Source organism: Anaerobacillus alkalilacustris (assembly GCF_001866005.1).
GTDB lineage: Bacteria > Bacillota > Bacilli > Bacillales > Anaerobacillaceae > Anaerobacillus > Anaerobacillus alkalilacustris.
Window position 1 is genome coordinate 170,759 of record NZ_MLQR01000001.1, and the last position, 26,715, is coordinate 197,473.

Annotated in this window: 32 protein-coding genes and 1 other annotated feature; of the genes, 31 read left to right on the top strand and 1 reads right to left on the bottom strand. The window is 38.3% G+C overall.

Annotated features, from left to right (window positions below):
- Positions 1–219 precede the first annotated feature (219 nt).
- The 15 genes from rpmG (at position 220) to tuf (ending at position 17,768) form a co-directional block, all read left to right on the top strand.
- Complete coding sequence (gene rpmG / locus BKP37_RS18990; RefSeq protein ID WP_084034485.1) at positions 220–369, top strand: 50S ribosomal protein L33; 150 nt, start codon at positions 220–222, stop codon at positions 367–369.
- 188 nt (positions 370–557) lie between these two features.
- Positions 558–752, top strand: coding sequence for a preprotein translocase subunit SecE (secE, locus tag BKP37_RS00890; RefSeq protein WP_071307850.1), 195 nt, complete (start codon positions 558–560; stop codon positions 750–752).
- Positions 753–892: 140 nt separating this feature from the next.
- Positions 893–1,426: a transcription termination/antitermination protein NusG gene (gene nusG, locus BKP37_RS00895; RefSeq protein WP_071307851.1), complete on the top strand. Its 534-nt coding sequence runs from the start codon at positions 893–895 to the stop codon at positions 1,424–1,426.
- 159 nt (positions 1,427–1,585) lie between these two features.
- Positions 1,586–2,011: a 50S ribosomal protein L11 gene (rplK, locus tag BKP37_RS00900; protein ID WP_071307852.1), complete on the top strand. Its 426-nt coding sequence runs from the start codon at positions 1,586–1,588 to the stop codon at positions 2,009–2,011.
- 197 nt (positions 2,012–2,208) lie between these two features.
- A complete protein-coding gene (rplA, locus tag BKP37_RS00905) occupies positions 2,209–2,949 on the top strand; it encodes a 50S ribosomal protein L1 (protein WP_281242975.1) in 741 nt (246 codons plus the stop codon).
- Positions 2,950–2,992: 43 nt separating this feature from the next.
- Positions 2,993–3,131, top strand: a sequence feature (ribosomal protein L10 leader region).
- Between the two features lie 111 nt (positions 3,132–3,242).
- Entirely contained in the window at positions 3,243–3,758 is a 516-nt protein-coding gene (gene rplJ, locus BKP37_RS00910) for a 50S ribosomal protein L10 (protein WP_071307854.1), read from the top strand.
- A gap of 53 nt (positions 3,759–3,811) precedes the next feature.
- Positions 3,812–4,174, top strand: a complete 363-nt coding sequence (rplL, locus tag BKP37_RS00915; RefSeq protein ID WP_071307855.1) for a 50S ribosomal protein L7/L12 — start codon at positions 3,812–3,814, stop codon at positions 4,172–4,174.
- A 310-nt stretch (positions 4,175–4,484) separates the two neighbouring features.
- Positions 4,485–5,087, top strand: coding sequence for a class I SAM-dependent methyltransferase (locus tag BKP37_RS00920; protein ID WP_071307856.1), 603 nt, complete (start codon positions 4,485–4,487; stop codon positions 5,085–5,087).
- 574 nt (positions 5,088–5,661) lie between these two features.
- The gene (gene rpoB, locus BKP37_RS00925) at positions 5,662–9,204 is read left to right on the top strand and encodes a DNA-directed RNA polymerase subunit beta (RefSeq protein ID WP_071307857.1); all 3,543 of its coding nucleotides are present in this window, start codon (positions 5,662–5,664) and stop codon (positions 9,202–9,204) included.
- Positions 9,205–9,240: 36 nt separating this feature from the next.
- The gene (rpoC, locus tag BKP37_RS00930; protein ID WP_071307858.1) at positions 9,241–12,867 is read left to right on the top strand and encodes a DNA-directed RNA polymerase subunit beta'; all 3,627 of its coding nucleotides are present in this window, start codon (positions 9,241–9,243) and stop codon (positions 12,865–12,867) included.
- A gap of 78 nt (positions 12,868–12,945) precedes the next feature.
- A complete protein-coding gene (locus BKP37_RS00935) occupies positions 12,946–13,194 on the top strand; it encodes a 50S ribosomal protein L7ae-like protein (protein ID WP_071307859.1) in 249 nt (82 codons plus the stop codon).
- Between the two features lie 109 nt (positions 13,195–13,303).
- Positions 13,304–13,726: a 30S ribosomal protein S12 gene (rpsL, locus tag BKP37_RS00940; protein WP_071307860.1), complete on the top strand. Its 423-nt coding sequence runs from the start codon at positions 13,304–13,306 to the stop codon at positions 13,724–13,726.
- 45 nt (positions 13,727–13,771) lie between these two features.
- A complete protein-coding gene (gene rpsG / locus BKP37_RS00945) occupies positions 13,772–14,242 on the top strand; it encodes a 30S ribosomal protein S7 (RefSeq protein ID WP_071307861.1) in 471 nt (156 codons plus the stop codon).
- A gap of 139 nt (positions 14,243–14,381) precedes the next feature.
- Entirely contained in the window at positions 14,382–16,460 is a 2,079-nt protein-coding gene (gene fusA, locus BKP37_RS00950) for an elongation factor G (RefSeq protein ID WP_071307862.1), read from the top strand.
- 117 nt (positions 16,461–16,577) lie between these two features.
- Positions 16,578–17,768, top strand: a complete 1,191-nt coding sequence (tuf, locus tag BKP37_RS00955) for an elongation factor Tu (RefSeq protein ID WP_071307863.1) — start codon at positions 16,578–16,580, stop codon at positions 17,766–17,768.
- Between the two features lie 464 nt (positions 17,769–18,232).
- Here the strand turns inward: tuf and BKP37_RS00960 are convergent, their stop codons facing one another.
- A complete protein-coding gene (locus BKP37_RS00960; protein ID WP_071307864.1) occupies positions 18,233–19,138 on the bottom strand; it encodes a nuclease-related domain-containing protein in 906 nt (301 codons plus the stop codon).
- A 437-nt stretch (positions 19,139–19,575) separates the two neighbouring features.
- Here BKP37_RS00960 and rpsJ point away from each other — a divergent pair, with 437 nt between their 5' ends.
- The 16 genes from rpsJ to rpsH all read left to right on the top strand — a co-directional run bounded on the left by rpsJ (position 19,576) and on the right by rpsH (position 26,707).
- Positions 19,576–19,884 (top strand): 30S ribosomal protein S10, encoded by a 309-nt coding sequence (gene rpsJ / locus BKP37_RS00965; RefSeq protein WP_071307865.1) that lies wholly within the window; start codon positions 19,576–19,578, stop codon positions 19,882–19,884.
- Positions 19,885–19,952: 68 nt separating this feature from the next.
- Positions 19,953–20,582 (top strand): 50S ribosomal protein L3, encoded by a 630-nt coding sequence (rplC, locus tag BKP37_RS00970; protein ID WP_071307866.1) that lies wholly within the window; start codon positions 19,953–19,955, stop codon positions 20,580–20,582.
- Between the two features lie 26 nt (positions 20,583–20,608).
- Complete coding sequence (rplD, locus tag BKP37_RS00975; RefSeq protein ID WP_071307867.1) at positions 20,609–21,232, top strand: 50S ribosomal protein L4; 624 nt, start codon at positions 20,609–20,611, stop codon at positions 21,230–21,232.
- Complete coding sequence (gene rplW, locus BKP37_RS00980; protein WP_071307868.1) at positions 21,232–21,522, top strand: 50S ribosomal protein L23; 291 nt, start codon at positions 21,232–21,234, stop codon at positions 21,520–21,522. Before rplD ends, rplW begins: the two co-directional genes overlap by 1 nt.
- Before the next feature lie 26 nt (positions 21,523–21,548).
- Positions 21,549–22,379: a 50S ribosomal protein L2 gene (gene rplB, locus BKP37_RS00985; RefSeq protein ID WP_071307869.1), complete on the top strand. Its 831-nt coding sequence runs from the start codon at positions 21,549–21,551 to the stop codon at positions 22,377–22,379.
- A gap of 57 nt (positions 22,380–22,436) precedes the next feature.
- Positions 22,437–22,715 carry a 30S ribosomal protein S19 gene (rpsS, locus tag BKP37_RS00990; RefSeq protein WP_071307870.1) on the top strand — a complete coding sequence of 93 codons (279 nt, stop codon included), beginning with the start codon at positions 22,437–22,439 and terminating at the stop codon, positions 22,713–22,715.
- Between the two features lie 20 nt (positions 22,716–22,735).
- Positions 22,736–23,077 carry a 50S ribosomal protein L22 gene (gene rplV / locus BKP37_RS00995; RefSeq protein WP_071307871.1) on the top strand — a complete coding sequence of 114 codons (342 nt, stop codon included), beginning with the start codon at positions 22,736–22,738 and terminating at the stop codon, positions 23,075–23,077.
- Between the two features lie 3 nt (positions 23,078–23,080).
- A complete protein-coding gene (rpsC, locus tag BKP37_RS01000) occupies positions 23,081–23,740 on the top strand; it encodes a 30S ribosomal protein S3 (protein WP_071307872.1) in 660 nt (219 codons plus the stop codon).
- 2 nt (positions 23,741–23,742) lie between these two features.
- Positions 23,743–24,177, top strand: coding sequence for a 50S ribosomal protein L16 (gene rplP / locus BKP37_RS01005; RefSeq protein ID WP_071307873.1), 435 nt, complete (start codon positions 23,743–23,745; stop codon positions 24,175–24,177).
- On the top strand, positions 24,167–24,370 hold the full coding sequence (rpmC, locus tag BKP37_RS01010; protein ID WP_071307874.1) for a 50S ribosomal protein L29: 204 nt from the start codon (positions 24,167–24,169) through the stop codon (positions 24,368–24,370). Before rplP ends, rpmC begins: the two co-directional genes overlap by 11 nt.
- Positions 24,371–24,390: 20 nt before the next feature.
- Complete coding sequence (rpsQ, locus tag BKP37_RS01015; RefSeq protein ID WP_071307875.1) at positions 24,391–24,654, top strand: 30S ribosomal protein S17; 264 nt, start codon at positions 24,391–24,393, stop codon at positions 24,652–24,654.
- 43 nt (positions 24,655–24,697) lie between these two features.
- Positions 24,698–25,066, top strand: a complete 369-nt coding sequence (rplN, locus tag BKP37_RS01020; protein WP_071307876.1) for a 50S ribosomal protein L14 — start codon at positions 24,698–24,700, stop codon at positions 25,064–25,066.
- A gap of 120 nt (positions 25,067–25,186) precedes the next feature.
- A complete protein-coding gene (rplX, locus tag BKP37_RS01025; RefSeq protein ID WP_071308377.1) occupies positions 25,187–25,498 on the top strand; it encodes a 50S ribosomal protein L24 in 312 nt (103 codons plus the stop codon).
- 25 nt (positions 25,499–25,523) lie between these two features.
- Positions 25,524–26,063: a 50S ribosomal protein L5 gene (gene rplE, locus BKP37_RS01030; protein WP_071307877.1), complete on the top strand. Its 540-nt coding sequence runs from the start codon at positions 25,524–25,526 to the stop codon at positions 26,061–26,063.
- A 31-nt stretch (positions 26,064–26,094) separates the two neighbouring features.
- Positions 26,095–26,280, top strand: a complete 186-nt coding sequence (rpsN, locus tag BKP37_RS01035; protein ID WP_011064535.1) for a 30S ribosomal protein S14 — start codon at positions 26,095–26,097, stop codon at positions 26,278–26,280.
- Positions 26,281–26,308: 28 nt separating this feature from the next.
- The gene (rpsH, locus tag BKP37_RS01040) at positions 26,309–26,707 is read left to right on the top strand and encodes a 30S ribosomal protein S8 (RefSeq protein ID WP_071307878.1); all 399 of its coding nucleotides are present in this window, start codon (positions 26,309–26,311) and stop codon (positions 26,705–26,707) included.
- Positions 26,708–26,715: the final 8 nt, after the last annotated feature.

Genomic DNA, 26,715 nt, shown 5'->3' on the forward strand with positions numbered 1-26,715 from the left:
AAATTGATCCGTTGTATCATCAATTAATAGTTTGTTCGCAAGCGATTATAGGGATCATAAAATTGATTTTAGCAATTTTTTATTAATTGTTTTACAGTATCTAGTTTTGAAAAAGCGAATATTGGTTACAATTATACAGTATGTTGACACTATCAAGGCCCTGTGATATGGTTGATTAGTATGTGAATATTAACAATTACAAGATTGGGGTAATCTATAGTGCGAAAGAAAATTGTTCTTGCATGTGATGTCTGTAAGTCACGCAACTACACTACTGAAAAGAATCATTCTTCTAATACAGAGCGTAAAGAAATGAAGAAATTCTGTAAAGTATGTAATGAGCACACCCTTCATCTTGAAACGAAATAATCTCGTAAGTACTCATCAATAGTACAAGCTTATTGTTAAAGGTTAAAATGGTAAGAATTGCTACGTAAGGGTATGAAGGTTTGTCCGAGTTTTTCTTGCACCTTAATCTTTTAACATAGTGCAAAGTTTCATATTTACAAGTATAAATTATTCGCTAATAGTATTGTGTAAGGGGCGGAGGTGGCTTAATGGCTGGAGTGGTTAAGAAGTCAAATGAATTTTTGCGAGATGTAGTAAAAGAATTAAAAAGAGTATCGTGGCCTAGTCGTAAAGAGTTAACAAGGTACACTGGAGTAGTAGTAGCTACAGTTGTATTTATCGCAATATATTTCGCGATCGTAGATTTAGGTATCTCTTCGTTAATTCGCTTTATTTTAGGATAATTGGTCTATCCTTTTTGTTTATACTACTCATATCTATAAAGAGGATAGTTAGTAGTATGCGGAAAACCGGCAGTGGTCTGTTTTTCCAACTAAGTGGGATTGATCCATAGAGGAGGGAAGGGCGTAAGGTCCTATTCATTATGGAGAAAAATTGGTTTGTAGTTCATACTTATTCAGGGTATGAAAATAAAGTAAAGACAAATTTAGAAAAAAGAGTAGAATCAATGGATATGACAGATAAAATATTCCGTGTTTTAGTTCCTGTTGAAGAAGAAACAGAAACGAAAAACGGTAAAACGAAATCTGTCGTTAAAAAAGTATTTCCTGGATACGTACTAGTTGAAATGGTCATGACTGATGATTCATGGTATGTAGTAAGGAATACACCAGGAGTTACAGGGTTTGTTGGCTCTGCTGGTGCAGGTTCAAAGCCTACTGCACTTCTACCTGAGGAAGTAGATTCTATTTTACGTCAAATGGGAGTCGAGGAACCTAGAGCAGAAATTGACTTTGAATTAAAAGAGTCTGTTAAAGTAATTGACGGTCCATTCGCAAATTTTGTAGGATCCATTGAAGAGATTCAAATAGATAAACAAAAAATTAAAGTTCATGTCAATATGTTTGGCCGTGAAACGCCAGTCGAATTAGACTTTTCCCAAGTAGAAAAAATCTAATTAAAAATAAAACTTGCTATCTTGTTTTCAAAGTGATAAAATCTTCTTTGTTCTTAATGCGAATTTTGAACAAAGCTTTCTAATGAAAGTAAATCGAGTGGGAGGATCTAATTTAGAAGATCCGGTTAACCACATCACGGACTTAAGGAGGTGTGTCGCGTGGCTAAAAAGGTTATTAAAATGGTAAAATTACAAATTCCTGCTGGGAAAGCAAATCCAGCACCGCCAGTTGGACCTGCACTAGGTCAAGCGGGAGTAAACATTATGGGATTCTGTAAAGAATTCAATGCTCGTACTGCTGATCAAGCTGGTTTAATCATTCCGGTTGAAATTACGGTGTTTGAAGACCGTTCATTTACATTCGTTACGAAAACTCCACCTGCTGCAGTATTACTTAAAGTAGCTGCTGGTATCCAAAGTGGATCAGGGGAACCGAATCGTAAAAAAGTAGCAACAGTAAAGCGTGATAAAGTACGCGAAATCGCGGAAACAAAAATGCCAGACCTTAACGCAGCTAACGTAGAGTCAGCTATGCGTATGGTGGAAGGTACTGCACGCAGTATGGGAATTGTTATCGAAGACTAATTCTCACAGTTTGCAAGAAGGTAATGAGCGAGGTTGCGGATAGGTCTATCAAAGACCTCGCAACCTTTATTTAAGGGCAAAATCGTCCTAAAACCTGGATAGCTTTCTAGCTCCAGGCGCCATCGGATTGAGCGCGCTAAATCGTTGATACAGTCATTAGTGTGACGCCGATAGGCGAGCGCCTTGCGCTTTTCTTAGTGGGAGGTACTACCGCTAAAACCACAATCAAGGAGGAAATAAAATTGGCTAAAAAAGGTAAAAAGTATCAAGAAGCTGCAAAGCTTGTTGATCGTACAAAAGCTTACCCTGTAGAAGAAGCAATTGAATTAGTAAAAAAGACTTCATCAGCATCTTTTGATGAAACAGTTGAAGTTGCATTTCGTTTAGGAGTTGATCCTAAGAAAGCTGATCAACAAATTCGTGGAGCAGTTGTTCTTCCGCATGGAACAGGTAAAACTCAACGTGTATTAGTATTTGCTAAAGGTGATAAAGCTAAGCAAGCAGAAGCAGCTGGAGCAGATTACGTTGGGGATGAAGATTACATTAACAAAATCCAACAAGGTTGGTTTGACTTTGATGTTGTAGTAGCTACACCAGACATGATGGGGCAAGTAGGTAAACTTGGACGTGTATTAGGTCCTAAAGGTTTAATGCCAAACCCTAAAACTGGAACAGTTACGTTCGAAGTTGAAAAAGCGGTTAATGAGATCAAAGCAGGTAAGATTGAATATCGTGTAGATAAAGCTGGAAACATCCATGCTCCAATTGGTAAAGTTTCTTTTGATACAGACAAGTTAGTTGAAAACTTAACTACAGTTGTAGAAACTTTAATTAAAGTTAAACCTGCAGCTGCAAAAGGAACATACATGAAGAACATCGCTGTAGCATCAACGATGGGACCTGGTGTTAAAGTTAATGTAGCAGCTGCTACAAAATAATTCCAGTTGACTCTTTTGCTTTAAATAGATATACTAACATTTGTGAATTGAATAATTCATACCGTAGACAGTAGGGGCGCATCATTCGCTTAATTTCCTACCGAGGTTGTTACAAGTTGATCTAATCACTATAACAATAGCCTCCGTATGTCTCGGCATATGGAGGCTTTTCCTATAGAGGATCACCTCATAAAAAAACGGTATGGTTTTAATGCTATCTAACCATTAGATAGCGGGGAAATTACGGCGAAAGCCAAGTGGTTTTCTAATAATCATAGGAGGTGTAAATAAATATGAGCGTTCGTGAACAAAAACAACAATTTGGACAAAAGCAAGTATTAATATCGGAGATTGCTACGAAACTTCGTAGCAGTAAATCAACAGTTGTTGTTGATTACCGTGGGTTAAACGTTGCTGAAGTAACTGAGTTACGTAAGCAATTACGTGAAGCAAATGTTGATTTTAAAGTTTACAAAAACACAATGACACGTCGTGCAACTGCAGAAGTAGAATTAACACAACTAGATGAAGTGTTAGTAGGACCAACTGCGATTGCTTTTAGTAGTGATGATGTTATTGCTCCGGCTAAAATTCTTAACGATTTTGCTAAAAAGCATGATGCGTTAGAAATTAAAGCGGGTGTAATTGAAGGTCAATATGCTACATTAGAAGAAGTTAAGGCACTAGCTGAACTTCCTTCAAGAGAAGGGTTACTTTCTATGTTGCTTAGCGTTCTTCAAGCTCCAATGCGTAACTTTGCATTGGCTACAAAAGCTGTTGCTGAACAAAAAGAAGAACAAGGTGCTTAATCCGAGCATAACTTTTATTTAAATTTAAACTTACATTTAGGAGGAAATATAAAATGAGTAAAGATCAAATCATTGAAGCGATTAAAGAAATGACAGTTTTAGAATTAAACGATCTTGTAAAAGCAATTGAAGAAGAATTTGGTGTAACTGCTGCTGCTCCTGTAGCTATGGTTGGTGGCGCTGGTGCTGCTGCTGAAGCTGAGCAAACAGAATTTGATGTAATTCTTACATCTGCTGGTGCATCTAAGATCAACGTAATCAAAGTTGTTCGTGAAATCACTGGTTTAGGATTAAAAGAAGCAAAAGCAGTAGTTGATGGTGCTCCAGCTCCGCTTAAAGAAGGCGTTGCTAAAGAAGAAGCTGAAGAAGTTAAAGCTAAACTTGAAGAAGCTGGTGCTTCTGTAGAAGTTAAGTAATATATGAAAAAGCTCGCATTTATGCGGGCTTTTTATTTACGCTCTCAACATGTTTCGTTTTTTGTTGTTGAAGTGTGTTTTCTATTCCGTTATATAGAGTGGCGGTAAAACTATATCTAGTATAATGCGTATAGTTCAAGTTGAGTTAGAGAAGAAGATATTGAATTATAGTTGCGTAAAATCTTTATTATAAAATTAATTAAGTTATGTTAGGAAAAAGTTGATAAGTAAAGATAGAAAATAGTTGTATAGTTTTCTTATGTTAAAGTAATAATGAATATTGGTGTAAAAAGTAAAGGTGTGATGGATTTTGGCGAATCACTATTATTCGGAAAAACCGACAGTGAAAAGTTCTCGTAGAAGTTGGGAGTCGCAGCTAAGAGGGATGAAAATGTCATTTACTTCTGATGCGGGTGTGTTTTCTAAGAAAGAAGTAGATTTTGGTACACAATTACTTTTAGAAACATTTCGTTTTCCAGAAAGTACGGCTCGTATATTGGATGTAGGATGTGGGTATGGTCCTATAGGTTTAACGTTAGCGAAAGAAAGAGCTAATTATCATTTTGTTATGGTGGATATTAACGAAAGGGCTCTAGAGTTATCGGAACTAAATGCAAAATTAAATGGTATCAATAATGTAACCATTAAAAAAAGTAATTTGCTTAGTGGTGTAAAGGGGGATACTTTTGCTGCTGTTCTTTCAAACCCACCTATAAGAGCGGGTAAAAAAGTTGTCCATCAGTTGTTTGAGGATGCATTTGAACAATTAGAGCATTTGGGGGAATTGTGGATCGTCATTCAGAAAAAGCAAGGAGCTCCATCTACCATTGAAAAGCTAGAGAGTTTATTCAAAGAGGTAACTGTGCAGAAAAAATCAAAAGGTTATTATATTATAAAGGCAAAAAAATATTGACTTTATTTTCCGGTTGTGATAGTGTTATTTAATGCGTATGAATATCGTTTATACTAGTTTTTCTCGAAAGTCAACATGTTTTTTGAGTATAAAAAACCATTTTATGGGCAAACTAATATAATCTAAAATTTTCTCAATTGCTTAAGTATTTTTGTTAATTATAACACAATTTGAAAAAGTAGAACGTGCTTTTGTAATTTGATTTGAGCAAAAATACATAGTTGCATTTTTCGCATCCGAGAATGAACTTTTTTACAACGTGGTCTTTTGGAACAAAAGGCCTTTATGAGTTGTATTTTTTTGAGAAAACCTTTTTCTTTTTAACATAGGAAAAAGTTGTTGTCAAAACTAAGTTTTATCCTTTAATAAAGATCTTCTTTGTTAAAGTTTTGTTTTTTTGAAAACTAAGACCGATACTAATGTTTGTTTAACTTCATTTTTTTAGCAAATGTGGGTAGGTACCTAGTTTTCCTAATAGACTTGGTGTCAAAGCTAAGTATAAAAAGTCATATGTAATTCCATGTGATGGTTATTTCATTGAAAACAAAAACGCTAGATTTAAGGGGTGAATCAGTTGACAGGTCAACTAGTTCAGTATGGACGACACCGCCAACGAAGAAGTTACGCTAGGATTAAAGAAGTATTAGATTTACCTAATCTTATTGAAATTCAGACGGCTTCTTATCAATGGTTTCTTGATGAGGGTTTAAGAGAAATGTTTCAAGACATCTCTCCGATTCAAGATTTTACAGGAAACTTAATTTTGGAGTTTATTGATTACAGTTTAGGTGAACCTAAATATTCTGTAGAAGAGTCGAAAGAGCGTGATGTTACTTACGCTGCTCCTTTACGAGTAAAGGTTCGTCTAATAAATAAAGAAACAGGAGAAGTGAAAGAACAAGAAGTCTTCATGGGTGATTTCCCACTTATGACTGAAACAGGTACGTTCGTCATCAATGGTGCGGAACGTGTTATTGTATCACAGCTTGTTCGATCTCCGAGTGTTTATTATAGTAAGAAAATTGATAAAAACGGTAAAAAAGGTTTTACAGCAACTGTAATTCCTAACCGTGGAGCTTGGTTAGAACTTGAAACGGATGCTAAAGATATTGTTTATGTTCGTATAGACCGTACAAGAAAAATCCCTGTTACAGTTCTACTACGCTCCTTAGGATTCGGATCTGATCAAGAAATCATTGATCTACTAGGAGAAGATGAATATTTAAGAAATTCATTAGATAAAGACAACACTGATAGTACGGAAAAGGCATTGCTTGAAATCTATGAGCGTCTTCGTCCTGGTGAGCCACCAACGGTAGACAACGCTAAGAGCTTATTGGAATCTCGTTTTTTTGATCCAAAGCGTTATGATCTAGCAAATGTAGGCCGCTATAAAATTAATAAAAAGTTACACATAAAAAATCGTCTCTTCAACCAGCGTTTAGCTGAAACGTTAATTGACCCTGAAACAGGAGAAGTTTTAGCGGAAGAAGGAGTTATGATTGATCGCCGTCTTCTTGATCGCTTAATTCCATATTTAGAAAACAATGTAGGATTTAAAAATGTATCTTTACATGGTGGCGTTATGGATGATGTTCAAGTCCCATTACAATCAATAAAAGTTTATGCGCCGAACAACCAAGAAGAAGATGTGGCTATTAATGTAATTGGTAACGGTAATGTTGATAATAGCATTAAAAACATTACTCCAGCTGATATCATTGCATCAATAAACTACTTCTTTAACCTTCTTCATGGAATTGGTGATACGGATGATATTGATCATTTAGGAAATCGTCGCCTTCGTTCTGTTGGAGAATTATTACAAAATCAGTTTAGAATTGGTTTGTCAAGAATGGAACGTGTGGTTCGTGAACGAATGTCTATTCAAGATGCGAATATGATTACTCCTCAAGCGTTAATTAATATTCGTCCGGTAATTGCTTCTATTAAAGAGTTCTTTGGTAGTTCTCAGTTATCGCAGTTCATGGATCAAACGAATCCATTGGCAGAATTAACACATAAACGTCGTCTATCGGCGTTAGGTCCTGGTGGTTTGACTCGTGAGCGTGCTGGATTTGAAGTACGTGACGTTCACTATTCGCATTATGGGCGTATGTGTCCGATCGAAACACCGGAAGGTCCGAATATTGGGTTAATCAACTCTTTATCCTCATTTGCGAAGGTTAATCAATTTGGTTTTATGGAAACGCCGTACCGTCGTGTTGATCCTGAAACTGGAAAGGTTACGGAACAAATTGACTACTTAACAGCAGATGAAGAAGATAACTACGTAGTTGCCCAAGCGAACGCAAAGTTAGCAGACGATGGTTCATTTGTCGATGATAACATTATTGCTCGTTTCCGTGGAGAAAACACAATTGTTAAGCGTGAACGTGTTGACTACATGGATGTATCACCGAAACAAGTTGTGTCTGCAGCGACTGCTTGTATTCCGTTCTTAGAAAACGATGACTCCAACCGCGCGTTAATGGGAGCGAACATGCAACGTCAAGCTGTTCCTTTATTGCAACCTCAATCCCCGTTAGTTGGAACTGGGATGGAACACGTATCTGCAAAAGACTCTGGTGCAGCTGTAGTAGCTAAGTACAAAGGTGTTGTTGAGCGTGTAACGGCGAGGGAAATTCAAATTCGCCGCTTAATAGATGTAAATGGTAACGAGGTAAAAGGAGATCTTGATCGTTACAATCTTTTGAAATTTGTTCGTTCTAACCAAGGGACTTGTTATAACCAACGTCCAATTGTTAAAGAGGGTAACGTTGTTACTAAAGGAGAAATCCTTGCTGATGGACCTTCAATGGAATTAGGAGAACTAGCTCTAGGTAGAAACGTACTTGTAGGGTTTATGACTTGGGAAGGGTACAACTACGAGGACGCGATTATCTTAAGTGAGCGCCTTGTTAAAGATGATGTATACACTTCTATTCATATTGAAGAATATGAATCAGAAGCCAGAGATACAAAACTAGGTCCAGAGGAAATTACGCGTGACATTCCAAACGTTGGTGAAGATGCTCTTCGTAATTTGGATGAGCGAGGAATTATCCGTGTTGGTGCTGAAGTAAAAGATGGTGATATTCTCGTAGGTAAAGTTACACCAAAAGGGGTTACAGAACTTACTGCAGAAGAACGTTTATTACATGCTATTTTCGGAGAAAAAGCAAGAGAAGTTCGTGATACATCACTTCGAGCTCCTCATGGTGGAGATGGTATCATTTTAGATGTTAAAGTCTTCAACCGCGAAGACGGAGACGAGTTACCACCGGGTGTTAACCAACTTGTTCGTGTATATATCGTTCAAAAACGTAAAATTCACGAGGGAGATAAAATGGCCGGTCGTCATGGTAACAAAGGTGTAATTTCAAGAATTATGCCAGAAGAAGATATGCCATATTTACCTGACGGGACGCCAATTGATATCATGCTTAACCCACTAGGGGTACCATCGCGTATGAACATCGGACAAGTGCTTGAGCTTCATATGGGCATGGCAGCCAGACGTTTAGGTATTCATATTGCATCTCCTGTATTTGACGGAGCGCGTGAAGAAGACGTTTGGGGTACTCTTGCAGAAGCAGGCATGGCTAGAGACGGTAAAACTGTACTTTATGATGGAAGAACAGGTGAACCGTTTGATAACCGTATTTCTGTTGGTATTATGTATATGATCAAGCTTGCGCACATGGTTGATGATAAACTACATGCTAGATCAACTGGACCATACTCACTTGTAACGCAACAACCATTAGGAGGAAAAGCTCAATTTGGTGGACAGCGTTTTGGTGAGATGGAGGTGTGGGCACTAGAGGCATATGGTGCAGCATATACATTACAAGAAATTCTTACTGTGAAATCAGATGATGTAATTGGTCGTGTTAAGACATATGAAGCGATTGTTAAAGGTGAAAATGTACCAGAACCTGGTGTTCCAGAGTCATTTAAAGTATTAATAAAAGAGCTTCAAAGTTTAGGTATGGATGTCAAAATGTTATCAAGTAATGAAGAGGAAATTGAGATGCGTGATCTTGATGAAGATGAAGAACAAACGAACGAAAAACTTAATTTAAATCTTGAAACCACTGAATCTAACGGATAATCGTAGAACCTGAAAGTTGAAAGGGAGGTTGACCCCTTGATTGATGTAAACAATTTTGAATACATGAAAATTGGTCTTGCTTCACCAAATAAAATCCGATCGTGGTCTCGCGGAGAAGTAAAGAAACCAGAAACAATAAACTACCGTACGTTAAAACCAGAAAAAGATGGTCTTTTCTGTGAAAGAATTTTTGGGCCTACCAAAGACTGGGAATGTCATTGTGGGAAATATAAACGCGTTCGTTACAAAGGTGTTGTTTGTGACCGTTGTGGAGTAGAAGTAACAAGAGCGAAAGTACGTCGTGAGCGTATGGGGCATATTGAGTTAGCTGCCCCTGTCTCACACATTTGGTACTTTAAAGGGATACCAAGCAGAATGGGTCTAGTTTTGGATATGTCACCAAGGTCATTAGAAGAGGTTATTTACTTTGCTTCCTACGTAGTGACTGATGCTGGAGAAACTCCTCTAGATACAAAGCAACTTCTTTCTGAAAAAGAGTATCGTACGTATCGTGAAAAATATGGAAAAGGCTTTACAGCACAAATGGGTGCAGAGGCAATTCGTAAACTATTATCAGATATTGACCTTGAAAAAGAAGTAGATTCTTTAAAAGAAGAATTAGTTACGGCTCAAGGTCAACGGCGTACAAGAGCCATCAAACGATTAGAGGTACTGGAGGCATTTAGAAACTCAGGTAACGATCCTTCTTGGATGATACTTGATGTTCTGCCTGTAATTCCACCAGAATTACGTCCTATGGTTCAGTTAGATGGTGGTCGTTTTGCAACGTCAGATTTAAACGATTTATATCGACGTGTAATTAATAGAAATAATCGTCTTAAGCGTTTATTAGATCTTGGGGCACCCAATATTATTGTTCAAAACGAAAAGCGCATGCTTCAAGAAGCAGTAGATGCTTTGATTGATAATGGCCGTCGTGGTAGACCGGTTACAGGTCCAGGTAATAGACCGTTAAAGTCTTTATCACATATGCTAAAAGGTAAGCAAGGACGTTTCCGCCAAAACTTACTTGGAAAACGTGTAGACTACTCAGGTCGTTCGGTAATCGTTGTAGGTCCACATCTACAAATGTATCAATGTGGTCTGCCGAAAGAAATGGCTCTAGAGTTATTTAAACCATTTGTAATGAAAGAGTTAGTAGCTCAAGGGATTGCTCATAACATTAAAAGTGCTAAGAGAAAAGTTGAGCGTGTTCAACCAGAAGTTTGGGATGTACTAGAAGAAGTAATTAGAGAGCATCCGGTTTTATTAAACCGTGCCCCAACACTTCACCGTCTAGGAATTCAGGCTTTTGAACCAACTCTAGTTGAAGGTAGAGCAATTAAGCTGCATCCGCTTGTTTGTACTGCTTATAACGCTGACTTTGACGGAGACCAAATGGCCGTTCACGTTCCGCTTTCTGCAGAAGCACAGGCAGAAGCTAGAATTTTAATGTTAGCAGCACAAAATATCTTAAATCCTAAAGATGGTAAACCAGTTGTTACACCATCACAGGATATGGTATTAGGTAACTATTATCTCACGTTAGAGAGAAAAGATGCTGTAGGTGAAGGAGCAATTTTTAAAGATACAAACGAGGCACTAATTGCTTATCAAAATGGCTATGTACATTTACACAGTCGCGTAGCTATTCCGGTCGCATCGTTAAAGAAAACAACGTTCTCAGAAGACCAACAAGGGCAACTATTATTGACTTCAGTTGGGAAATTAATCTTTAATGAAATATTACCTGAAACGTTCCCGTATATTAATGAGCCGTCAATGACAAATCTTCAGGTAGCAACGCCTGAAAAATACATTGTTCCTCTAAGCTCAAATGTAAAGGGAATCTTCCAGGAAAGAGACGTTGTGTCTCCGTTTAAGAAAGGTTTCTTAGGTAACGTCATTGCAGAAGTATTTAAAATCTTTAAAATTTCTGAGACATCAAAAATGCTTGATAGAATGAAAGCATTAGGATTTAAATACTCAACAAAAGCGGGTATTACGGTTGGTGTTGCAGACATTGTCGTATTACCAGAAAAGAAAGAGATATTAGCGGAAGCAGAATTAAAAGTAGACAGAGTTGTAAAACAATTCCGTCGTGGTTTAATCACGGAAGAAGAAAGATATGACCGAGTTATCTCTATTTGGAGTGCGTCAAAAGATGTTATTCAAGATAAGTTAATGGGAACGCTTGACCACCTAAACCCTATCTTTATGATGAGTGACTCTGGTGCCCGTGGTAACGCATCGAACTTTACGCAGCTTGCGGGTATGCGTGGATTAATGGCTAACCCGTCAGGTCGTATCATTGAGTTACCGATTAAATCAAGTTTCCGTGAAGGTTTAACTGTATTAGAGTACTTTATCTCTACTCACGGTGCTCGTAAGGGTCTAGCGGATACAGCGTTAAAGACAGCTGACTCAGGTTACTTAACTCGTCGTCTAGTTGATGTAGCTCAAGATGTTATCGTTCGTGATGATGATTGTGGTACAGATAGAGGACTTAAGGTTGCTGCTATTCGAGAAGGAACAGAGATTATAGAAAGCTTATACGATCGTCTCGTTGGTCGTGTAGTATTCAAAACGGTTTACCATCCAGAAACAAATGAGTTAATCATTAATAAAAATGAATTAATTACAGAAGACCTTGCGAAAGAAATTGGTGATGCAGGTATTGAAGAAGTAACGATTCGCTCTGCATTTACATGTGACACTAGACATGGTGTGTGTAAGGCGTGTTATGGACGTAATTTAGCGACAGGTTCTGACGTTGAAGTAGGGGAAGCTGTAGGAATTATTGCTGCCCAATCTATCGGAGAACCTGGAACACAGCTTACAATGCGTACATTCCATACAGGTGGGGTAGCAGGAGACGATATCACTCAAGGTTTACCGCGTATTCAGGAGTTATTTGAAGCGCGTAACCCTAAAGGTCAAGCGGTTATATCAGAAGTCGACGGTAAAGTTATTGATGTATCAGATGCTACTGAAAAGCGTGAAGTTACTGTTCAAGGAGAGATTGAAACAAGAAACTATCCAATTCCTTACGGTGCTAGAATCAAAGTAACTGTTGGGCAAGAAGTAATTGCTGGTGAAGTTTTAACAGAAGGTTCAATTGACCCTAAAGAACTATTAAAGGTTTCGGGTATTAATGGAGTACAAGAATACTTGTTACGAGAAGTTCAAAAAGTTTACCGTATGCAAGGGGTAGAGATTGGCGATAAGCACGTAGAGGTAATGGTACGTCAAATGCTTAGAAAAGTTAGAGTATTAGATGCTGGTGATACAGATGTTTTACCTGGCTCATTAATTGAGATCCCACAATTTAATGATGCCAATAAGAAAGTTCTAATTGATGGTGGTCAACCTGCTACAGGTCGCCCAGTACTTTTAGGTATTACAAAAGCATCCTTAGAAACAGACTCATTCTTATCTGCAGCATCGTTCCAAGAAACAACACGTGTACTTACAGATGCAGCTATTAAAGGTAAACGTGACGAGTTACTAGGTCTGAAAGAAAATGTAATTATTGGTAAGTTAGTTCCTGCTGGTACAGGAATGACTCGTTACCGTAATATCGACCTTAAGCTTGAAGGTCAAGATGACCTAATAGATCTAGAAGTAGAAGAGAATGAAAAAGAAATTGTACTTCATGACTAAGATAGGTTGACATTAGCGCGCAAGGATGATACTATGTCTAAGTGCGTCAAAGACACCTGATACTTTGGAGGATGAACAATGTCTTATGAAAAAGTAGCGCAGGCTAAAGAAAAAGTAATTGGCACGAAACAAACCTTAAAAGCTTTAGAGGATGGGATTGTTAAAGAACTCTATATTGCAACAGATGCTGATTATAAAGTTATTTATAAAGCAATTGCATTAGCGGAGAAAAAGGATGTCCCTACCATAAAAGTTCAATCCATGAAAAAGCTTGGAAAAGCTTGTGGAATTGATGTTTCAGCAGCCACTGTAGCGATAATAAAGTAAATACGTTTTTGCTGAAGGGATAATCCTTTGGCAAAAACGTTGCTTTTGGGAAAAAATGAACCACCTGGCTCAGTGGTCTTAGTAAATGTTTTAGAAAGGAGGAAAATAAATGCCTACAATTAACCAATTAGTCCGTAAAGGTCGTCAAGATAAAGTGAAAAAATCTGACTCGCCAGCGTTAAATAAAGGTTATAACAGCTTCAAAAAATCACAGACAAACCAATCTTCGCCTCAAAAGCGCGGTGTTTGTACTCGTGTTGGAACTATGACTCCAAAGAAGCCGAACTCAGCATTACGTAAATATGCTCGTGTGCGTTTAACTAACGGTATTGAGGTTACTGCATACATTCCAGGTATTGGTCACAACCTACAAGAGCACAGTGTTGTTCTTATCCGTGGCGGTCGTGTAAAAGACTTACCAGGGGTTCGTTACCATATCGTACGTGGAGCTCTAGATACAGCTGGAGTACAAAATCGTATGCAAGGTCGTTCTAAATATGGAACTAAGAGACCGAAACCAGCTAAAAAATAATAGCAAACAAAAAAATATGTTTAAGTATTGAAAGGAGGGGAAATAATGCCTCGTAAAGGACCTGTAGCTCGTAGAGATGTATTACCTGATCCACTTTATAATTCAAAATTAGTAACTCGTCTAATTAACCGTATCATGGTTGATGGGAAAAGAGGAGTAGCACAAACAATTTTATATAAAGCTTTTGATTTAGTTCAAGAACGTACTGGTAATGATCCAATGGAAGTTTTTGAGCAAGCTCTTAAAAACATTATGCCAGTTCTTGAAGTTAAAGCTCGTCGTGTTGGTGGTGCAAACTATCAAGTACCGATCGAAGTTAAGCCTGAGCGTCGTACGACGTTAGGACTTCGTTGGTTAGTAAACTACTCTCGCCTTCGTGGAGAGAAAACGATGGAAGAGCGTTTAGCTAACGAAATCATGGATGCTGCGAATAACACTGGAGCATCTGTTAAAAAGCGTGAGGACACTCACAAGATGGCTGAAGCGAACAAAGCCTTCGCTCACTATCGTTGGTAGGATTAAACGAACTAATAATCATTTCTTTATAGCATGAAGTCAGACAGACGTTTAGTTTCGCGCTAAACGTCTAAAGTCAGGCTTGTTACGCTATATAGAGAAAAAATAACTTTCAACACTAGGAAGGAGAAAGAAACCTATGGCAAGAGAGTTCTCCTTAGAAAAGACACGTAATATCGGTATCATGGCTCACATTGATGCTGGTAAAACAACTTGTACAGAGCGTATTCTTTTCTATACTGGCCGTATCCATAAAATTGGTGAAACTCATGAAGGAGCTTCACAAATGGACTGGATGGAGCAAGAGCAAGAGCGTGGTATTACAATCACATCTGCTGCAACGACTGCTCAATGGAAAGGTCACCGTATCAATATTATCGATACACCAGGACACGTAGACTTTACAGTTGAAGTTGAGCGTTCATTACGTGTACTTGATGGTGCAGTTGGTGTTTTAGATGCACAGTCAGGTGTTGAACCTCAAACAGAAACTGTTTGGCGTCAGGCTACTACATATGGTGTTCCTCGTGTAGTTTTCGTAAATAAAATGGACAAAATCGGTGCAGATTTCTTGTATTCAGTTAGTACATTGCATGATCGTTTAGGTGCAAATGCACATCCGATCCAATTACCAATTGGTGCTGAAGATCAATTCGAAGGAATTATCGATCTTGTTGAAAATTGTGCGTATTTCTATGAAGATGACCTTGGTACACGTACGGATGCAAAAGAAATTCCGGACGAGTATAAGGAACAAGCTGAAGAGTGGCGTACAAAGTTAATCGAAGCTGCTGCAGAACAAGATGAAGAATTAATGATGAAATATCTTGAAGGGGAAGAAATCACGAAAGAAGAGCTTAAAGCGGCTATCCGTCAAGCTACTACAAATGTTGAGTTCTATCCTGTATTATGTGGATCAGCTTTTAAAAACAAAGGTGTTCAGTTATTACTAGATGCTGTACTTGATTATCTTCCAGCTCCGACTGATGTACCAGCAATTAAAGGTACTTTACCAGATTCGGATGAAGAAGTTTCACGTGAATCTAGTGATGATGCTCCATTTTCGGCACTTGCGTTTAAAGTAATGACAGACCCTTATGTAGGGAAACTTACATTCTTCCGTGTTTACTCAGGTACAGTAAAATCTGGTTCATATGTAGTTAACTCAACAAAAGGTAAGCGTGAAAGAATGGGTCGTATCCTTCAAATGCACGCTAACTCACGCGAAGAAATCTCTATTGTATATGCTGGAGATATTGCTGCTGGTGTTGGTCTTAAAGATACAACAACTGGTGACACACTTTGTGATGAAAAAAATCAAGTTATTTTAGAGTCAATGCAATTCCCTGAGCCAGTTATTTCATTATCAGTAGAACCGAAGTCAAAAGCGGACCAAGATAAAATGGGTATGGCTCTTTCAAAATTAGCTGAAGAAGATCCAACGTTTAAAACTCACACTGACGAAGAAACTGGACAAACAATCATTGCTGGTATGGGTGAGCTTCACTTAGATATCATCGTAGATCGTATGCGCCGTGAATTCAAAGTAGAAGCAAATGTTGGTGCTCCTCAGGTTGCTTACCGTGAAACAATCCGTAAAGCGGCTAAAGTTGAAGGTAAGTTCGTACGTCAGTCTGGTGGACGTGGACAATATGGTCACGTATGGATCGAGTTCTCTCCACTTGAAGAGGGCGAAGGTTTTGTCTTTGAAAACAAAATCGTTGGTGGTGTAGTACCACGTGAATATGTACCTGCTGTTGAAGCTGGTATTAAAGAATCAATGCAAAATGGTATGCTTGCAGGTTATCCATTATTAGACCTTAAAGCTACTATATTTGATGGTTCTTACCATGATGTTGACTCTAACGAAATGGCGTTTAAAATTGCCGGATCTATGGCTCTGAAGAACGCGAAATCACATTGTGCTCCTGCAATTCTTGAGCCAATGATGAAAGTAGAAGTTGTAGTTCCAGAAGAGTATATGGGAGATATCATGGGAGACGTAACAAGCCGTCGTGGACGCGTTGAAGGAATGGAAGCTCGCGGTAATGCACAAGTAGTTCGTGCGATGGTTCCACTTTCTGAAATGTTTGGTTACGCAACTTCTCTACGTTCTCGTACTCAAGGACGTGGAACTTACTCAATGCACTTCGACCACTATGAAGAAGTACCAAAGAGTATTAGTGAAGAAATTATTAAAAAGCAAACAGGACAATAATTAATTAACATTATTGTATCTGAGAGTAAAATGTTGTAAGCTAAGGAAGGTGATTTAAGGTCGCCTTTCCTAAATAATAAAAAATAATTCTCGTTTATTTTAAGGAGGAATTCCAAAATGGCTAAAGAAAAATTCGACCGTTCGAAAACGCATGCTAACATTGGTACAATTGGACACGTTGACCATGGTAAAACTACATTAACTGCTGCTATCTCTACAGTTCTTCATAAGAAGTCTGGTAAAGGTACTGCTATGGCTTATGATCAAATCGATGGTGCACCTGAAGAGCGTGAGCGTGGTATCACAATCTCAACTGCACACGTTGAGTATGAAACTGATTCTCGTCACTATGCACACGTTGACTGCCCAGGACATGCTGACTACGTTAAGAACATGATCACTGGTGCTGCTCAAATGGACGGTGGTATCCTAGTAGTATCTGCTGCTGATGGCCCAATGCCACAAACTCGTGAGCACATCCTTTTATCTCGTCAAGTAGGTGTACCATACCTTGTTGTATTCATGAACAAGTGTGACATGGTTGACGACGAAGAGTTACTTGAGTTAGTAGAAATGGAAGTACGTGACCTTCTTTCTGAGTACGACTTCCCTGGTGATGATGTACCAGTAATCAAAGGTTCTGCTCTTAAAGCTCTTGAAGGAGACGCTGAGTGGGAAGCAAAAATCTTCGAACTTATGGATGCTGTAGATTCTTACATTCCAACACCACCTCGTGACACTGAAAAACCATTCATGATGCCAGTTGAGGACGTATTCTCAATCACTGGTCGTGGTACAGTTGCTACTGGACGTGTTGAGCGTGGAGTAGTTAAAGTTGGGGATGTAATTGAGATCCTTGGATTAGTTGAAGAGCCAAAATCAACAACTGTAACTGGAGTAGAAATGTTCCGTAAGCTTCTTGACTATGCTGAAGCTGGAGATAACATTGGTGCATTACTTCGTGGTGTATCTCGTGAAGAGATCCAACGTGGACAAGTACTTGCTAAGCCAGGTACTGTTAAAGCACACACTAAATTCAAATCAGAAGTTTACGTTCTTTCAAAAGAAGAGGGTGGACGTCACACTCCATTCTTCTCTAACTACCGTCCACAGTTCTACTTCCGTACAACTGACGTAACTGGAATTATCCAACTTCCAGAAGGCGTTGAGATGGTAATGCCTGGAGATAACATTGAAATGACTGTTGAACTAATCGCTCCAATCGCAATCGAAGAAGGAACTAAGTTCTCTATTCGTGAAGGTGGCCGTACTGTAGGTGCTGGAGTAGTTGCAACTATCGTTGAGTAATTTTGATTAATAAAAAGGTAACCTTTCGGGGTTACCTTTTTTTGTATAGAATTTCGGAGATAGGGGGGATATGTGAAATAATGTAATCGTGTAATATATCGAGAAACAGTTTGAAAACGGTAAACGAATAGAGCGTAATCGAGTATGGTAAATAGGTGAAATCAGTATTAGGATACGTGAATAGAACGTAATCAAGTATGGTAAACAGGTGAAATCAGTATTAGGGTGCACGAATAGAGCGTAATCGAGTATGGTAAACCGAAGAAATCAGTATTAGGGTACGTAAATAGAACGTAATTGAGTATAGTAAACCGAGGAAATCAGTATTAGGGTNNACGAATAGAGCGTAATCAAGTATGGTAAACAGGTGAAATCAGTATTAGGGTGCACGAATAGAGCGTAATCAAGTATGGTAAACAGGTGAAATCAGTATTAGGGTACGTGAATTTGAGCCAAAGCGATAACTAAATATAGTAAGAAGATCGTCCATGCCTCTTTAACTGAAGATTTCCGTTTAGTACTTTTTGCACATACTTTTTAGAAACAACCCTACACCAATCGACCATTATTGTTGTTGTAATTGGCTGCGCTGGGAATAGTATCTTATATTCATCAACGCTTCGTAAAACAGCTTCTTCAATCCCTTCTTTATTACCACAAAATTGACAGAGCAGAAAACCGTTTATGCTTTTATTAGAGTACATTTTTAAACACGATGGGCAAATCATGCCCTTTTTGCATTGGTTTAAATTATATTTGGGTACTTTAGTAAATGGGGACTCTTTGAGATGGAATGATAAGAGTTTATCAGCTAACTTGTTGTGTGTGTCATTTAATTTAAGGTTAAAAGTTGTTATTTGTTTAATAAACCGCTTAAGTTGGGCTGGATAAACAATAGGTAGATTACATGGCGCATTATATAGGTGAAATTCTGGGTTAATAAAAATTACATAGGCTTCAATAGAAGGATTGAAACCGACCTTATTAAGTAATCTCCGAAACAGTGATTCACACCTTTGTAATTGAACATGGGGGTTTATAATTTCTGTTTTAGGGGTCAAATACCATCGGTCTCCTTCTATATAATAGTCACCTTCATAATTCTTTACTTCAAATAAATAAGTTTTGTCAGGAGATATTAATACCTTATCAACTTGAAAAGTAGTGTTATTAATTTCTAGGAGTAAATCATTAAGTATGAGCCAGTTTTCTCTTAAATGGTCTATTATGTTATCGAAAGCTAACTCTCCTTCATACCCCTTTTCTAAATATGAATAATACAGTTTATCCTTTTCAAGTAAATTCAGCCGTAAATTCAATTGCCTAAATAGCAACAATTCGTTACTTTCATTCCGGGTTTTAATAATCATAAGTCACAACCTCTCCAATTAATAAATAATCATATTTTATATTTCCCTACCAATAAAAACAATTAAAATCTAGAATATCAACAAGTAATGATTATATTATAGAAGAAACACGGAAGCGCTTTAAATATTTAACTAATAACATAAACTAGAACAAACGAAACTGTTGGAAAAAATTCCATACTGTAACACTGTATAATTTTTTTCGACAACACTTGCAATAGTAATAAGATGTATATATAATAATAAAAGTGCGACCGAGGAAATTAAATATATACTTGATTTATTCATTTGAAATATGTATAATATATAATGTTGGTCGTTGACAGCGATGATGTGGAAGGTTGCTGACACACCCGAGCCCGTTGCCATGGCTAGTGGTGAGGAAATTTTCACGGAGTATGTCTGTTTATAAAATGGACGATAAAGGAGGTTATCAAATGGCAAAGCAAAAAATTCGCATTCGTTTAAAAGCTTATGATCACAGAATTCTAGATCAATCTGCAGAAAAGATCGTTGAAACAGCTAAACGTTCAGGTGCTCAAGTTTCTGGACCGATCCCTCTTCCTACAGAGAAGTCGATTTACACGATTTTAAGAGCAGTTCATAAGTACAAAGATTCTCGTGAGCAATTTGAGATGCGCACACATAAGCGTCTGATTGATATTGTGAACCCGACTCCACAAACTGTGGATGCTTTAATGCGTTTAGACTTACCGTCAGGCGTAGATATCGAAATCAAACTTTAATAGTTTGACCAAGCAAAAAAACAAATGGCAAAAACAAATAAATTACTTAATATCAGGAGGTGTGACTCATGACCAAAGGAATCTTAGGGAAAAAATTAGGAATGACTCAAGTTTTCACTGAAAAAGGCGACGTGGTACCAGTGACAGTTATCGAAGCTGCTCCAAACGTAGTTCTTCAAAAGAAAACAATTGAATCTGACGGATACGTATCAATTCAATTAGGTTTTGATGATGTGAAAGCATCGCGAGTAACGAAACCAGCTAAAGGCCATGCCGCTAAGGCGAACGCTAATCCTAAGCGCTACATGAAAGAAATTCGTGGCACTGAATTTGATGCTTACGAAGTTGGTCAAGAAGTCAAAGTAGATACATTTAGCGAAGGAGACGTCGTTGACGTAACTGGAACTTCAAAAGGTAAAGGTTTTGCAGGTTCAATTAAGCGTCATAACCAATCACGTGGACCAATGGCTCACGGATCACGTTATCACCGTCGTCCTGGTTCGATGGGACCAGTTGCTCCAAACCGTGTTTTCAAAGGTAAATTATTACCTGGTCGTATGGGTGGAGAGCAAATCACAGTTCAAAACTTAGAAATCGTTAAAGTAGATACAGAGCGTAACTTATTATTAGTAAAAGGTAATGTACCTGGAGCTAAAAAGAGTTATGTAACTATCAAGAGTGCTGTTAAAGCGAACTAATTGTTAATAGGAAAGGAGGATGCCTCATGCCGAAAGTTGCATTGTTTAACCAAAACGGAACGCAAGTTGGGGATATCGAATTAGCTGAAACAGTATTCGGTATTGAACCAAATGAAAGTGTATTACATGATGCTGTTGTAATGCAGCAAGCTTCATTACGTCAAGGGACACATGATGTAAAAGGACGTTCAGAAGTTCGTGGTGGTGGACGTAAACCATGGCGTCAAAAAGGAACTGGTCGTGCAAGACAAGGTTCTATCAGATCACCTCAATGGGTTGGTGGTGGAGTAGTATTCGGACCAACACCTCGTAGCTACAGCTACAAATTACCAAAGAAAGTACGTCGCTTAGCGATCAAATCAGCTTTATCTTCAAAAGTGGTAGCTGAAGAAATCGTAGTACTTGAAGGTTTAAATTTAGAAGCTCCAAAAACAAAAGAAATGGTTTCGATCTTAAGTGGTTTATCTGCTGATCGCAAAGCGTTAGTTGTTACAGCTGATTACAATGATAATGTTGCATTATCAGCTAGAAACATCCCGGGAGTAACGTTTGTTACTGCTGAAGGAATTAACGTTCTTGATGTATTAAAGCATGACAAACTAGTTATTACTAAAGAAGCTGTTCAAAAGGTAGAGGAGGTGCTAGCGTAATGGAAAACGCTCGTGACATCATTAAGCGCCCCGTAATCACAGAACGTTCAACTGACTTAATGTCAGAAAAGAAATATACATTTGAAGTAGATGTTCGTGCTAACAAAACTCAAGTTAAAGATGCTGTCGAAGAGATCTTTGGAGTGAAAGTTGCTAACGTAAATACGATGAACTATAAAGGGAAGTTCAAAAGATTTGGACGTCATTCAGGTTATACACCTCGTCGTAAGAAGGCAATCGTTACGTTAACTGCTGATAGCAAAGAACTAGAATTCTTTGAAGGTGTTTAAGTTTTAAGTGAAGGAGGGAAATAACAATGCCGATTAAAAAGTATAAACCGACCTCAGCTGGTCGTCGTGGTATGTCTGTTTTAGACTTCCAAGATATCACAACTGACAAGCCGGAAAAATCATTACTTGCGCCAATTCATAAAAAAGGCGGACGTAATAACCAAGGTAAGTTGACAGTGCGTCATCAAGGTGGCGGACACAAACGTCAATACCGTGTAATCGATTTTAAACGTAACAAAGATGGAATTCCAGGACGCGTTGCTACGATTGAGTATGATCCAAACCGTACTGCTAACATTGCATTAATTAACTATGCTGATGGAGAAAAACGTTACATTCTTGCACCAAAAGGACTTCAAGTTGGTATGGAAGTAATGAATGGGCCAAAAGCGGATATTAAAGTAGGTAATTCACTACCGCTTATTAACATTCCAGTAGGTACTGTTATCCATAACATTGAGTTAAAACCAGGTAAAGGTGGACAATTAGTTCGCTCTGCTGGAACAGAAGCTCAATTACTAGGTAAAGAAGGACAATATGTACTTGTGCGTCTAAACTCAGGCGAAACTCGTATGATCCTTTCTGAGTGCCGTGCTACAATCGGTCAAGTAGGTAACTTAGAACACGAACTTGTGAACATTGGTAAAGCCGGTCGTTCTCGTTGGTTAGGTAAAAGACCTACTGTTCGTGGATCTGTAATGAACCCTAACGATCACCCGCACGGTGGTGGTGAAGGACGTTCGCCAATCGGACGCAAATCACCAATGTCTCCATGGGGCAAACCAACTCTTGGTTACAAAACTCGTAAGAAAAACAAACATTCTGACAAGTACATCGTACGTCGTCGTAAAAAATAACGGGATTGCACTACGGTTCATAGGAACCGTAGCACAATCGCGAAGGGAGGTATACTCATGGGTCGTAGCTTAAAAAAGGGACCTTTTGTTGATGATCACTTGATTAAAAAAGTTGTTGAAATGAACGAAAAAGACGATAAAAAGGTAATTAAATCTTGGTCACGTCGTTCAACAATCTTCCCAGAATTTATTGGTCACACAATTGCGGTATATGATGGACGCAAGCATGTACCAGTATACATTTCTGAAGATATGGTCGGTCATAAGTTAGGTGAATTTGCACCAACAAGAACTTATAAAGGCCATGCTGCAGATGATAAGAAAACAAGACGTTAATTCGAGAGGAGGTTCTCTATATGCAAGCGAAAGCAGTTGCTAAACAAGTGCGTATTGCTCCTCGTAAAGTTCGTCTAGTTATAGACTTAATTCGGGGCAAGCAAGTTGGTGAAGCTATAGCGATTTTACGTCATACACCTAAAGCGGCTTCTCCAGTAGTGGAAAAAGTATTAAACTCTGCGATTGCAAATGCAGAACATAACTATGAAATGGACGTAAACAATCTAGTTATTAGTGAAGCATTTGTTGATGAGGGAGTTACATTAAAAAGATTCCGTCCTCGTGCTATGGGACGTGCAAGCAGAATAAACAAACGTAGTAGTCATATTACTATCGTTGTTTCAGAAAAGAAGGAGGGATAAAGCGTGGGTCAAAAAGTAAATCCGATAGGACTTCGTGTCGGCATTATTCGTGACTGGGAGTCAAAATGGTATGCTGAAAAAGACTATGCAGATTTACTACACGAAGACTTAAAAATTCGTGAGTATATCGAAAAACGTCTTAAAGATGCATCTGTATCTAAAATTGAAATCGAACGCGCTGCTAACCGTGTGAATGTTACAGTTCATACAGCTAAGCCTGGTATGGTTATCGGTAAGGGTGGTTCAGAAGTAGAAGCTTTACGTAAAGCTTTAAACCAACTTACAAACAAGCGAGTTCATATTAACATTTTTGAAATTAAGCAAGCTGATTTAGATGCTAAATTAGTAGCTGAAAATATTGCTCGTCAATTAGAAAATCGTATTTCATTCCGTCGTGCTATGAAACAAGCGATCCAACGTACAATGCGTACTGGTGCTCTTGGTATCAAAACTGAAGTATCTGGTCGTCTAGGCGGAGCTGATATCGCTCGTTCTGAACACTATAGCGAAGGAACTGTTCCACTTCACACGTTACGTGCTGATATTGATTACGGAACGGCAGAAGCTGACACTACTTATGGTAAACTTGGAGTAAAAGTTTGGATTTACCGTGGTGAAGTCCTTCCAACGAAAGGAACGAAAAAAGAGGAAGGAGGAAAATAATCATGTTATTACCTAAACGTGTAAAATACCGTCGTGAACACCGTGGAAAAATGCGCGGAAAAGCAAAAGGTGGTACTACAGTACATTTTGGTGAGTTTGGTCTTCAAGCTACAGAAGCTTCTTGGATTACAAACCGTCAAATCGAATCTGCTCGTCGTGCGATGACTCGTTACATGAAACGTGGCGGTAAAGTTTGGATTAAAATTTTCCCATCAAAGCCTTATACAGCTAAGCCTCTTGAGGTTCGAATGGGTTCCGGTAAAGGTGCTCCTGAAGGATGGGTAGCAGTTGTTAAACCTGGAAAAGTTATGTTTGAAATTGCAGGTGTTTCTGAAGAAGTGGCGCGTGAGGCATTACGTTTAGCTTCTCATAAATTACCAGTAAAATGTAAGTTTGTAAAACGCGAAGAAGTGGGTGGTGACGCAAATGAAAGCTAATGAGATCCGTAACTTAACCACTGCCGAGATCGAACAGAAAGCAAAGTCACTGAAAGAAGAGTTATTCAACCTACGCTTTCAATTAGCGACTGGACAATTAGACAATCCAGCCCGCATTCGTGAAGTTCGTAAAGCGATAGCTCGTGCAAAAACAGTATTGCGTGAGAGAGAGCTAGGTATAACTAACGAATAATTTGAAAGGAGGTTTGCGCAATGACTGAGCGTAACCAACGTAAGGAATATACTGGTAAAGTTGTATCAGATAAAATGGATAAAACAATTACAGTAGTAGTAGAAACTTACAAAACTGATAAGTTGTACGGCAAACGTGTTAAGTATTCAAAAAAATATAAAGCTCATGATGAAAATAACTCTGCAAAAATCGGTGATATCGTAAAAATTATGGAAACTCGCCCATTATCAAAGGATAAGCGTTTCCGATTAGTTGAAATCGTTGAAGAAGCAGTAATCATTTAATTAAAATAGATCTTGTATTGGTTCCGAAGGGAGGTAAGATCGTATGATTCAACAAGAAAGTCGTTTAAAAGTTGCTGATAACTCAGGTGCACGTGAAGTGCTTTGTATTAAAGTTTTAGGTGGTTCTGGACGTAAAACTGCTAATATTGGTGATGTAATCGTTTGTTCGGTGAAACAAGCAACACCAGGTGGCGTTGTCAAGAAAGGTGACGTTGTTAAAGCTGTTATCGTTCGTACTAAAACAGGTGCTCGTCGTAATGATGGTTCATACATTAAATTTGACGAGAATGCTGCAGTAATTATTAAAGAAGATAAGAGCCCTCGTGGAACTCGTATTTTCGGACCTGTTGCACGTGAACTTCGTGAAAAACAATTCATGAAGATAGTATCACTTGCTCCAGAAGTTCTTTAATAACAATTATAAAAAAAGCAAGAAGTTCGAGAAAGAAATTTTACGCTTATTTTGATAATTGATGAACGGATTAATTTAGAAAATGCCTTTTAAGGAGGTGCGATTATGTCAACACCTAGAATGCATGTAAAAAAAGGTGACACTGTCAAAGTGATCTCTGGTAAAGATAAAGGTAAGCAAGGCGTTATTTTAGAAGCATACCCAAGCAAAGGACGTGTGCTTGTAGAGGGAATTAACATGGTAAAGAAACATGCTAAACCATCACAAGCAAACCCACAAGGTGGTATCATCAATATGGAAGCGCCGATTGCTTCGTCAAACGTTATGCCTATCGATCCAAAAACAGGTGAGCCTACACGTGTAGGATATAAAGTTGAGAACGGTAAAAAAGTACGTATTGCAAAGAAATCTGGCGAAGTTCTAGATAAGTAGTCAGGTCTGAAAGGAGGTCAATCACATGAATCGTTTAAAAGAGAAGTACCAAAACGAAATCGTCCCTGCTCTTGTTGATAAATTTAACTATAGTTCAGTAATGGCTGTACCTAAAGTTGAAAAGATCGTTATCAATATGGGTGTTGGTGACGCAGTTTCTAACGCAAAAGCTTTAGATAAAGCTGTTGAAGAATTAACTCAAATTACAGGTCAAAAGCCACTTATCACAAAAGCAAAAAAATCAATCGCTGGTTTCAAGCTTCGTGAAGGTATGCCAATTGGTGCGAAGGTAACTCTTCGTGGCGAGCGCATGTATGAGTTTTTAGATAAATTAGTTTCAGTTTCCTTACCACGTGTACGTGACTTCCGTGGGATTTCAAAGAAAGCATTTGACGGACGTGGAAACTACACTTTAGGAGTTAAAGAACAATTAATCTTCCCAGAAATCGATTACGATAAAGTTGATAGAGTTCGCGGTATGGACATCGTAGTAGTAACTACTGCTAATACGGATGAAGAAGCTCGTGAATTACTAACTCAAATGGGAATGCCATTTCAAAAATAGTCGGTAAATAATTGAAGAAGGAGTGAAAACTTTGGCGAAAAAGTCTATGATTGCTAAGCAGAAGCGTCCCCAAAAGTTCAAAGTGCAAGAGTATACTCGTTGCGAACGTTGTGGTCGTCCTCACTCAGTCATTCGTAAATTCAAATTATGTCGGATTTGCTTCCGTGAGTTAGCATATAAAGGTCAAATCCCTGGCGTTAAAAAAGCAAGCTGGTAATTTCCAAGTACGGAAGGAGGTAAAACAGATGGTCATGACAGATCCTATTGCAGATATGCTTACTAGAATTCGTAATGCAAACACTGTTCGTCACGAAAAATTAGAGCTACCTGCATCAAAAGTTAAAAAAGAAGTCGCTGAAATCCTTAAGCGTGAAGGTTTTGTTCGCGATGTTGAATATATTGAAGATAACAAACAAGGTATCATTCGCATCTTTTTAAAGTATGGTGCGAATAACGAGCGTGTAATTTCCGGACTAAAGCGCATTAGTAAGCCTGGTTTGCGTGTATACGCTAAAGCTACTGAAGTACCTCGTGTTCTTGGTGGTTTAGGAATTGCGATCGTATCTACTTCTAACGGAATTCTTACTGACAAAGAAGCACGTCAACAGCAAATCGGCGGAGAAATTTTAGCATACGTTTGGTAAGAATATAG

What these genes read in the sequence shown, in the direction of transcription:
- secE (WP_071307850.1), top strand. Translation starts at nt 558, where the DNA reads ATGGCTGGAGTGGTTAAGAAGTCAAATGAATTTTTGCGAGATGTAGTA.
- nusG (WP_071307851.1), top strand. Translation starts at nt 893, where the DNA reads ATGGAGAAAAATTGGTTTGTAGTTCATACTTATTCAGGGTATGAAAAT.
- rplJ (WP_071307854.1), top strand. Translation starts at nt 3,243, where the DNA reads ATGAGCGTTCGTGAACAAAAACAACAATTTGGACAAAAGCAAGTATTA.
- rplL (WP_071307855.1), top strand. Translation starts at nt 3,812, where the DNA reads ATGAGTAAAGATCAAATCATTGAAGCGATTAAAGAAATGACAGTTTTA.
- BKP37_RS00935 (WP_071307859.1), top strand. Translation starts at nt 12,946, where the DNA reads ATGTCTTATGAAAAAGTAGCGCAGGCTAAAGAAAAAGTAATTGGCACG.
- rpsL (WP_071307860.1), top strand. Translation starts at nt 13,304, where the DNA reads ATGCCTACAATTAACCAATTAGTCCGTAAAGGTCGTCAAGATAAAGTG.
- rpsG (WP_071307861.1), top strand. Translation starts at nt 13,772, where the DNA reads ATGCCTCGTAAAGGACCTGTAGCTCGTAGAGATGTATTACCTGATCCA.
- fusA (WP_071307862.1), top strand. Translation starts at nt 14,382, where the DNA reads ATGGCAAGAGAGTTCTCCTTAGAAAAGACACGTAATATCGGTATCATG.
- tuf (WP_071307863.1), top strand. Translation starts at nt 16,578, where the DNA reads ATGGCTAAAGAAAAATTCGACCGTTCGAAAACGCATGCTAACATTGGT.
- BKP37_RS00960 (WP_071307864.1), bottom strand. Translation starts at nt 19,138, where the DNA reads ATGATTATTAAAACCCGGAATGAAAGTAACGAATTGTTGCTATTTAGG.
- rpsJ (WP_071307865.1), top strand. Translation starts at nt 19,576, where the DNA reads ATGGCAAAGCAAAAAATTCGCATTCGTTTAAAAGCTTATGATCACAGA.
- rplC (WP_071307866.1), top strand. Translation starts at nt 19,953, where the DNA reads ATGACCAAAGGAATCTTAGGGAAAAAATTAGGAATGACTCAAGTTTTC.
- rplD (WP_071307867.1), top strand. Translation starts at nt 20,609, where the DNA reads ATGCCGAAAGTTGCATTGTTTAACCAAAACGGAACGCAAGTTGGGGAT.
- rplW (WP_071307868.1), top strand. Translation starts at nt 21,232, where the DNA reads ATGGAAAACGCTCGTGACATCATTAAGCGCCCCGTAATCACAGAACGT.
- rplB (WP_071307869.1), top strand. Translation starts at nt 21,549, where the DNA reads ATGCCGATTAAAAAGTATAAACCGACCTCAGCTGGTCGTCGTGGTATG.
- rpsS (WP_071307870.1), top strand. Translation starts at nt 22,437, where the DNA reads ATGGGTCGTAGCTTAAAAAAGGGACCTTTTGTTGATGATCACTTGATT.
- rplV (WP_071307871.1), top strand. Translation starts at nt 22,736, where the DNA reads ATGCAAGCGAAAGCAGTTGCTAAACAAGTGCGTATTGCTCCTCGTAAA.
- rplP (WP_071307873.1), top strand. Translation starts at nt 23,743, where the DNA reads ATGTTATTACCTAAACGTGTAAAATACCGTCGTGAACACCGTGGAAAA.
- rpmC (WP_071307874.1), top strand. Translation starts at nt 24,167, where the DNA reads ATGAAAGCTAATGAGATCCGTAACTTAACCACTGCCGAGATCGAACAG.
- rpsQ (WP_071307875.1), top strand. Translation starts at nt 24,391, where the DNA reads ATGACTGAGCGTAACCAACGTAAGGAATATACTGGTAAAGTTGTATCA.
- rplN (WP_071307876.1), top strand. Translation starts at nt 24,698, where the DNA reads ATGATTCAACAAGAAAGTCGTTTAAAAGTTGCTGATAACTCAGGTGCA.
- rplX (WP_071308377.1), top strand. Translation starts at nt 25,187, where the DNA reads ATGCATGTAAAAAAAGGTGACACTGTCAAAGTGATCTCTGGTAAAGAT.
- rplE (WP_071307877.1), top strand. Translation starts at nt 25,524, where the DNA reads ATGAATCGTTTAAAAGAGAAGTACCAAAACGAAATCGTCCCTGCTCTT.
- rpsH (WP_071307878.1), top strand. Translation starts at nt 26,309, where the DNA reads ATGGTCATGACAGATCCTATTGCAGATATGCTTACTAGAATTCGTAAT.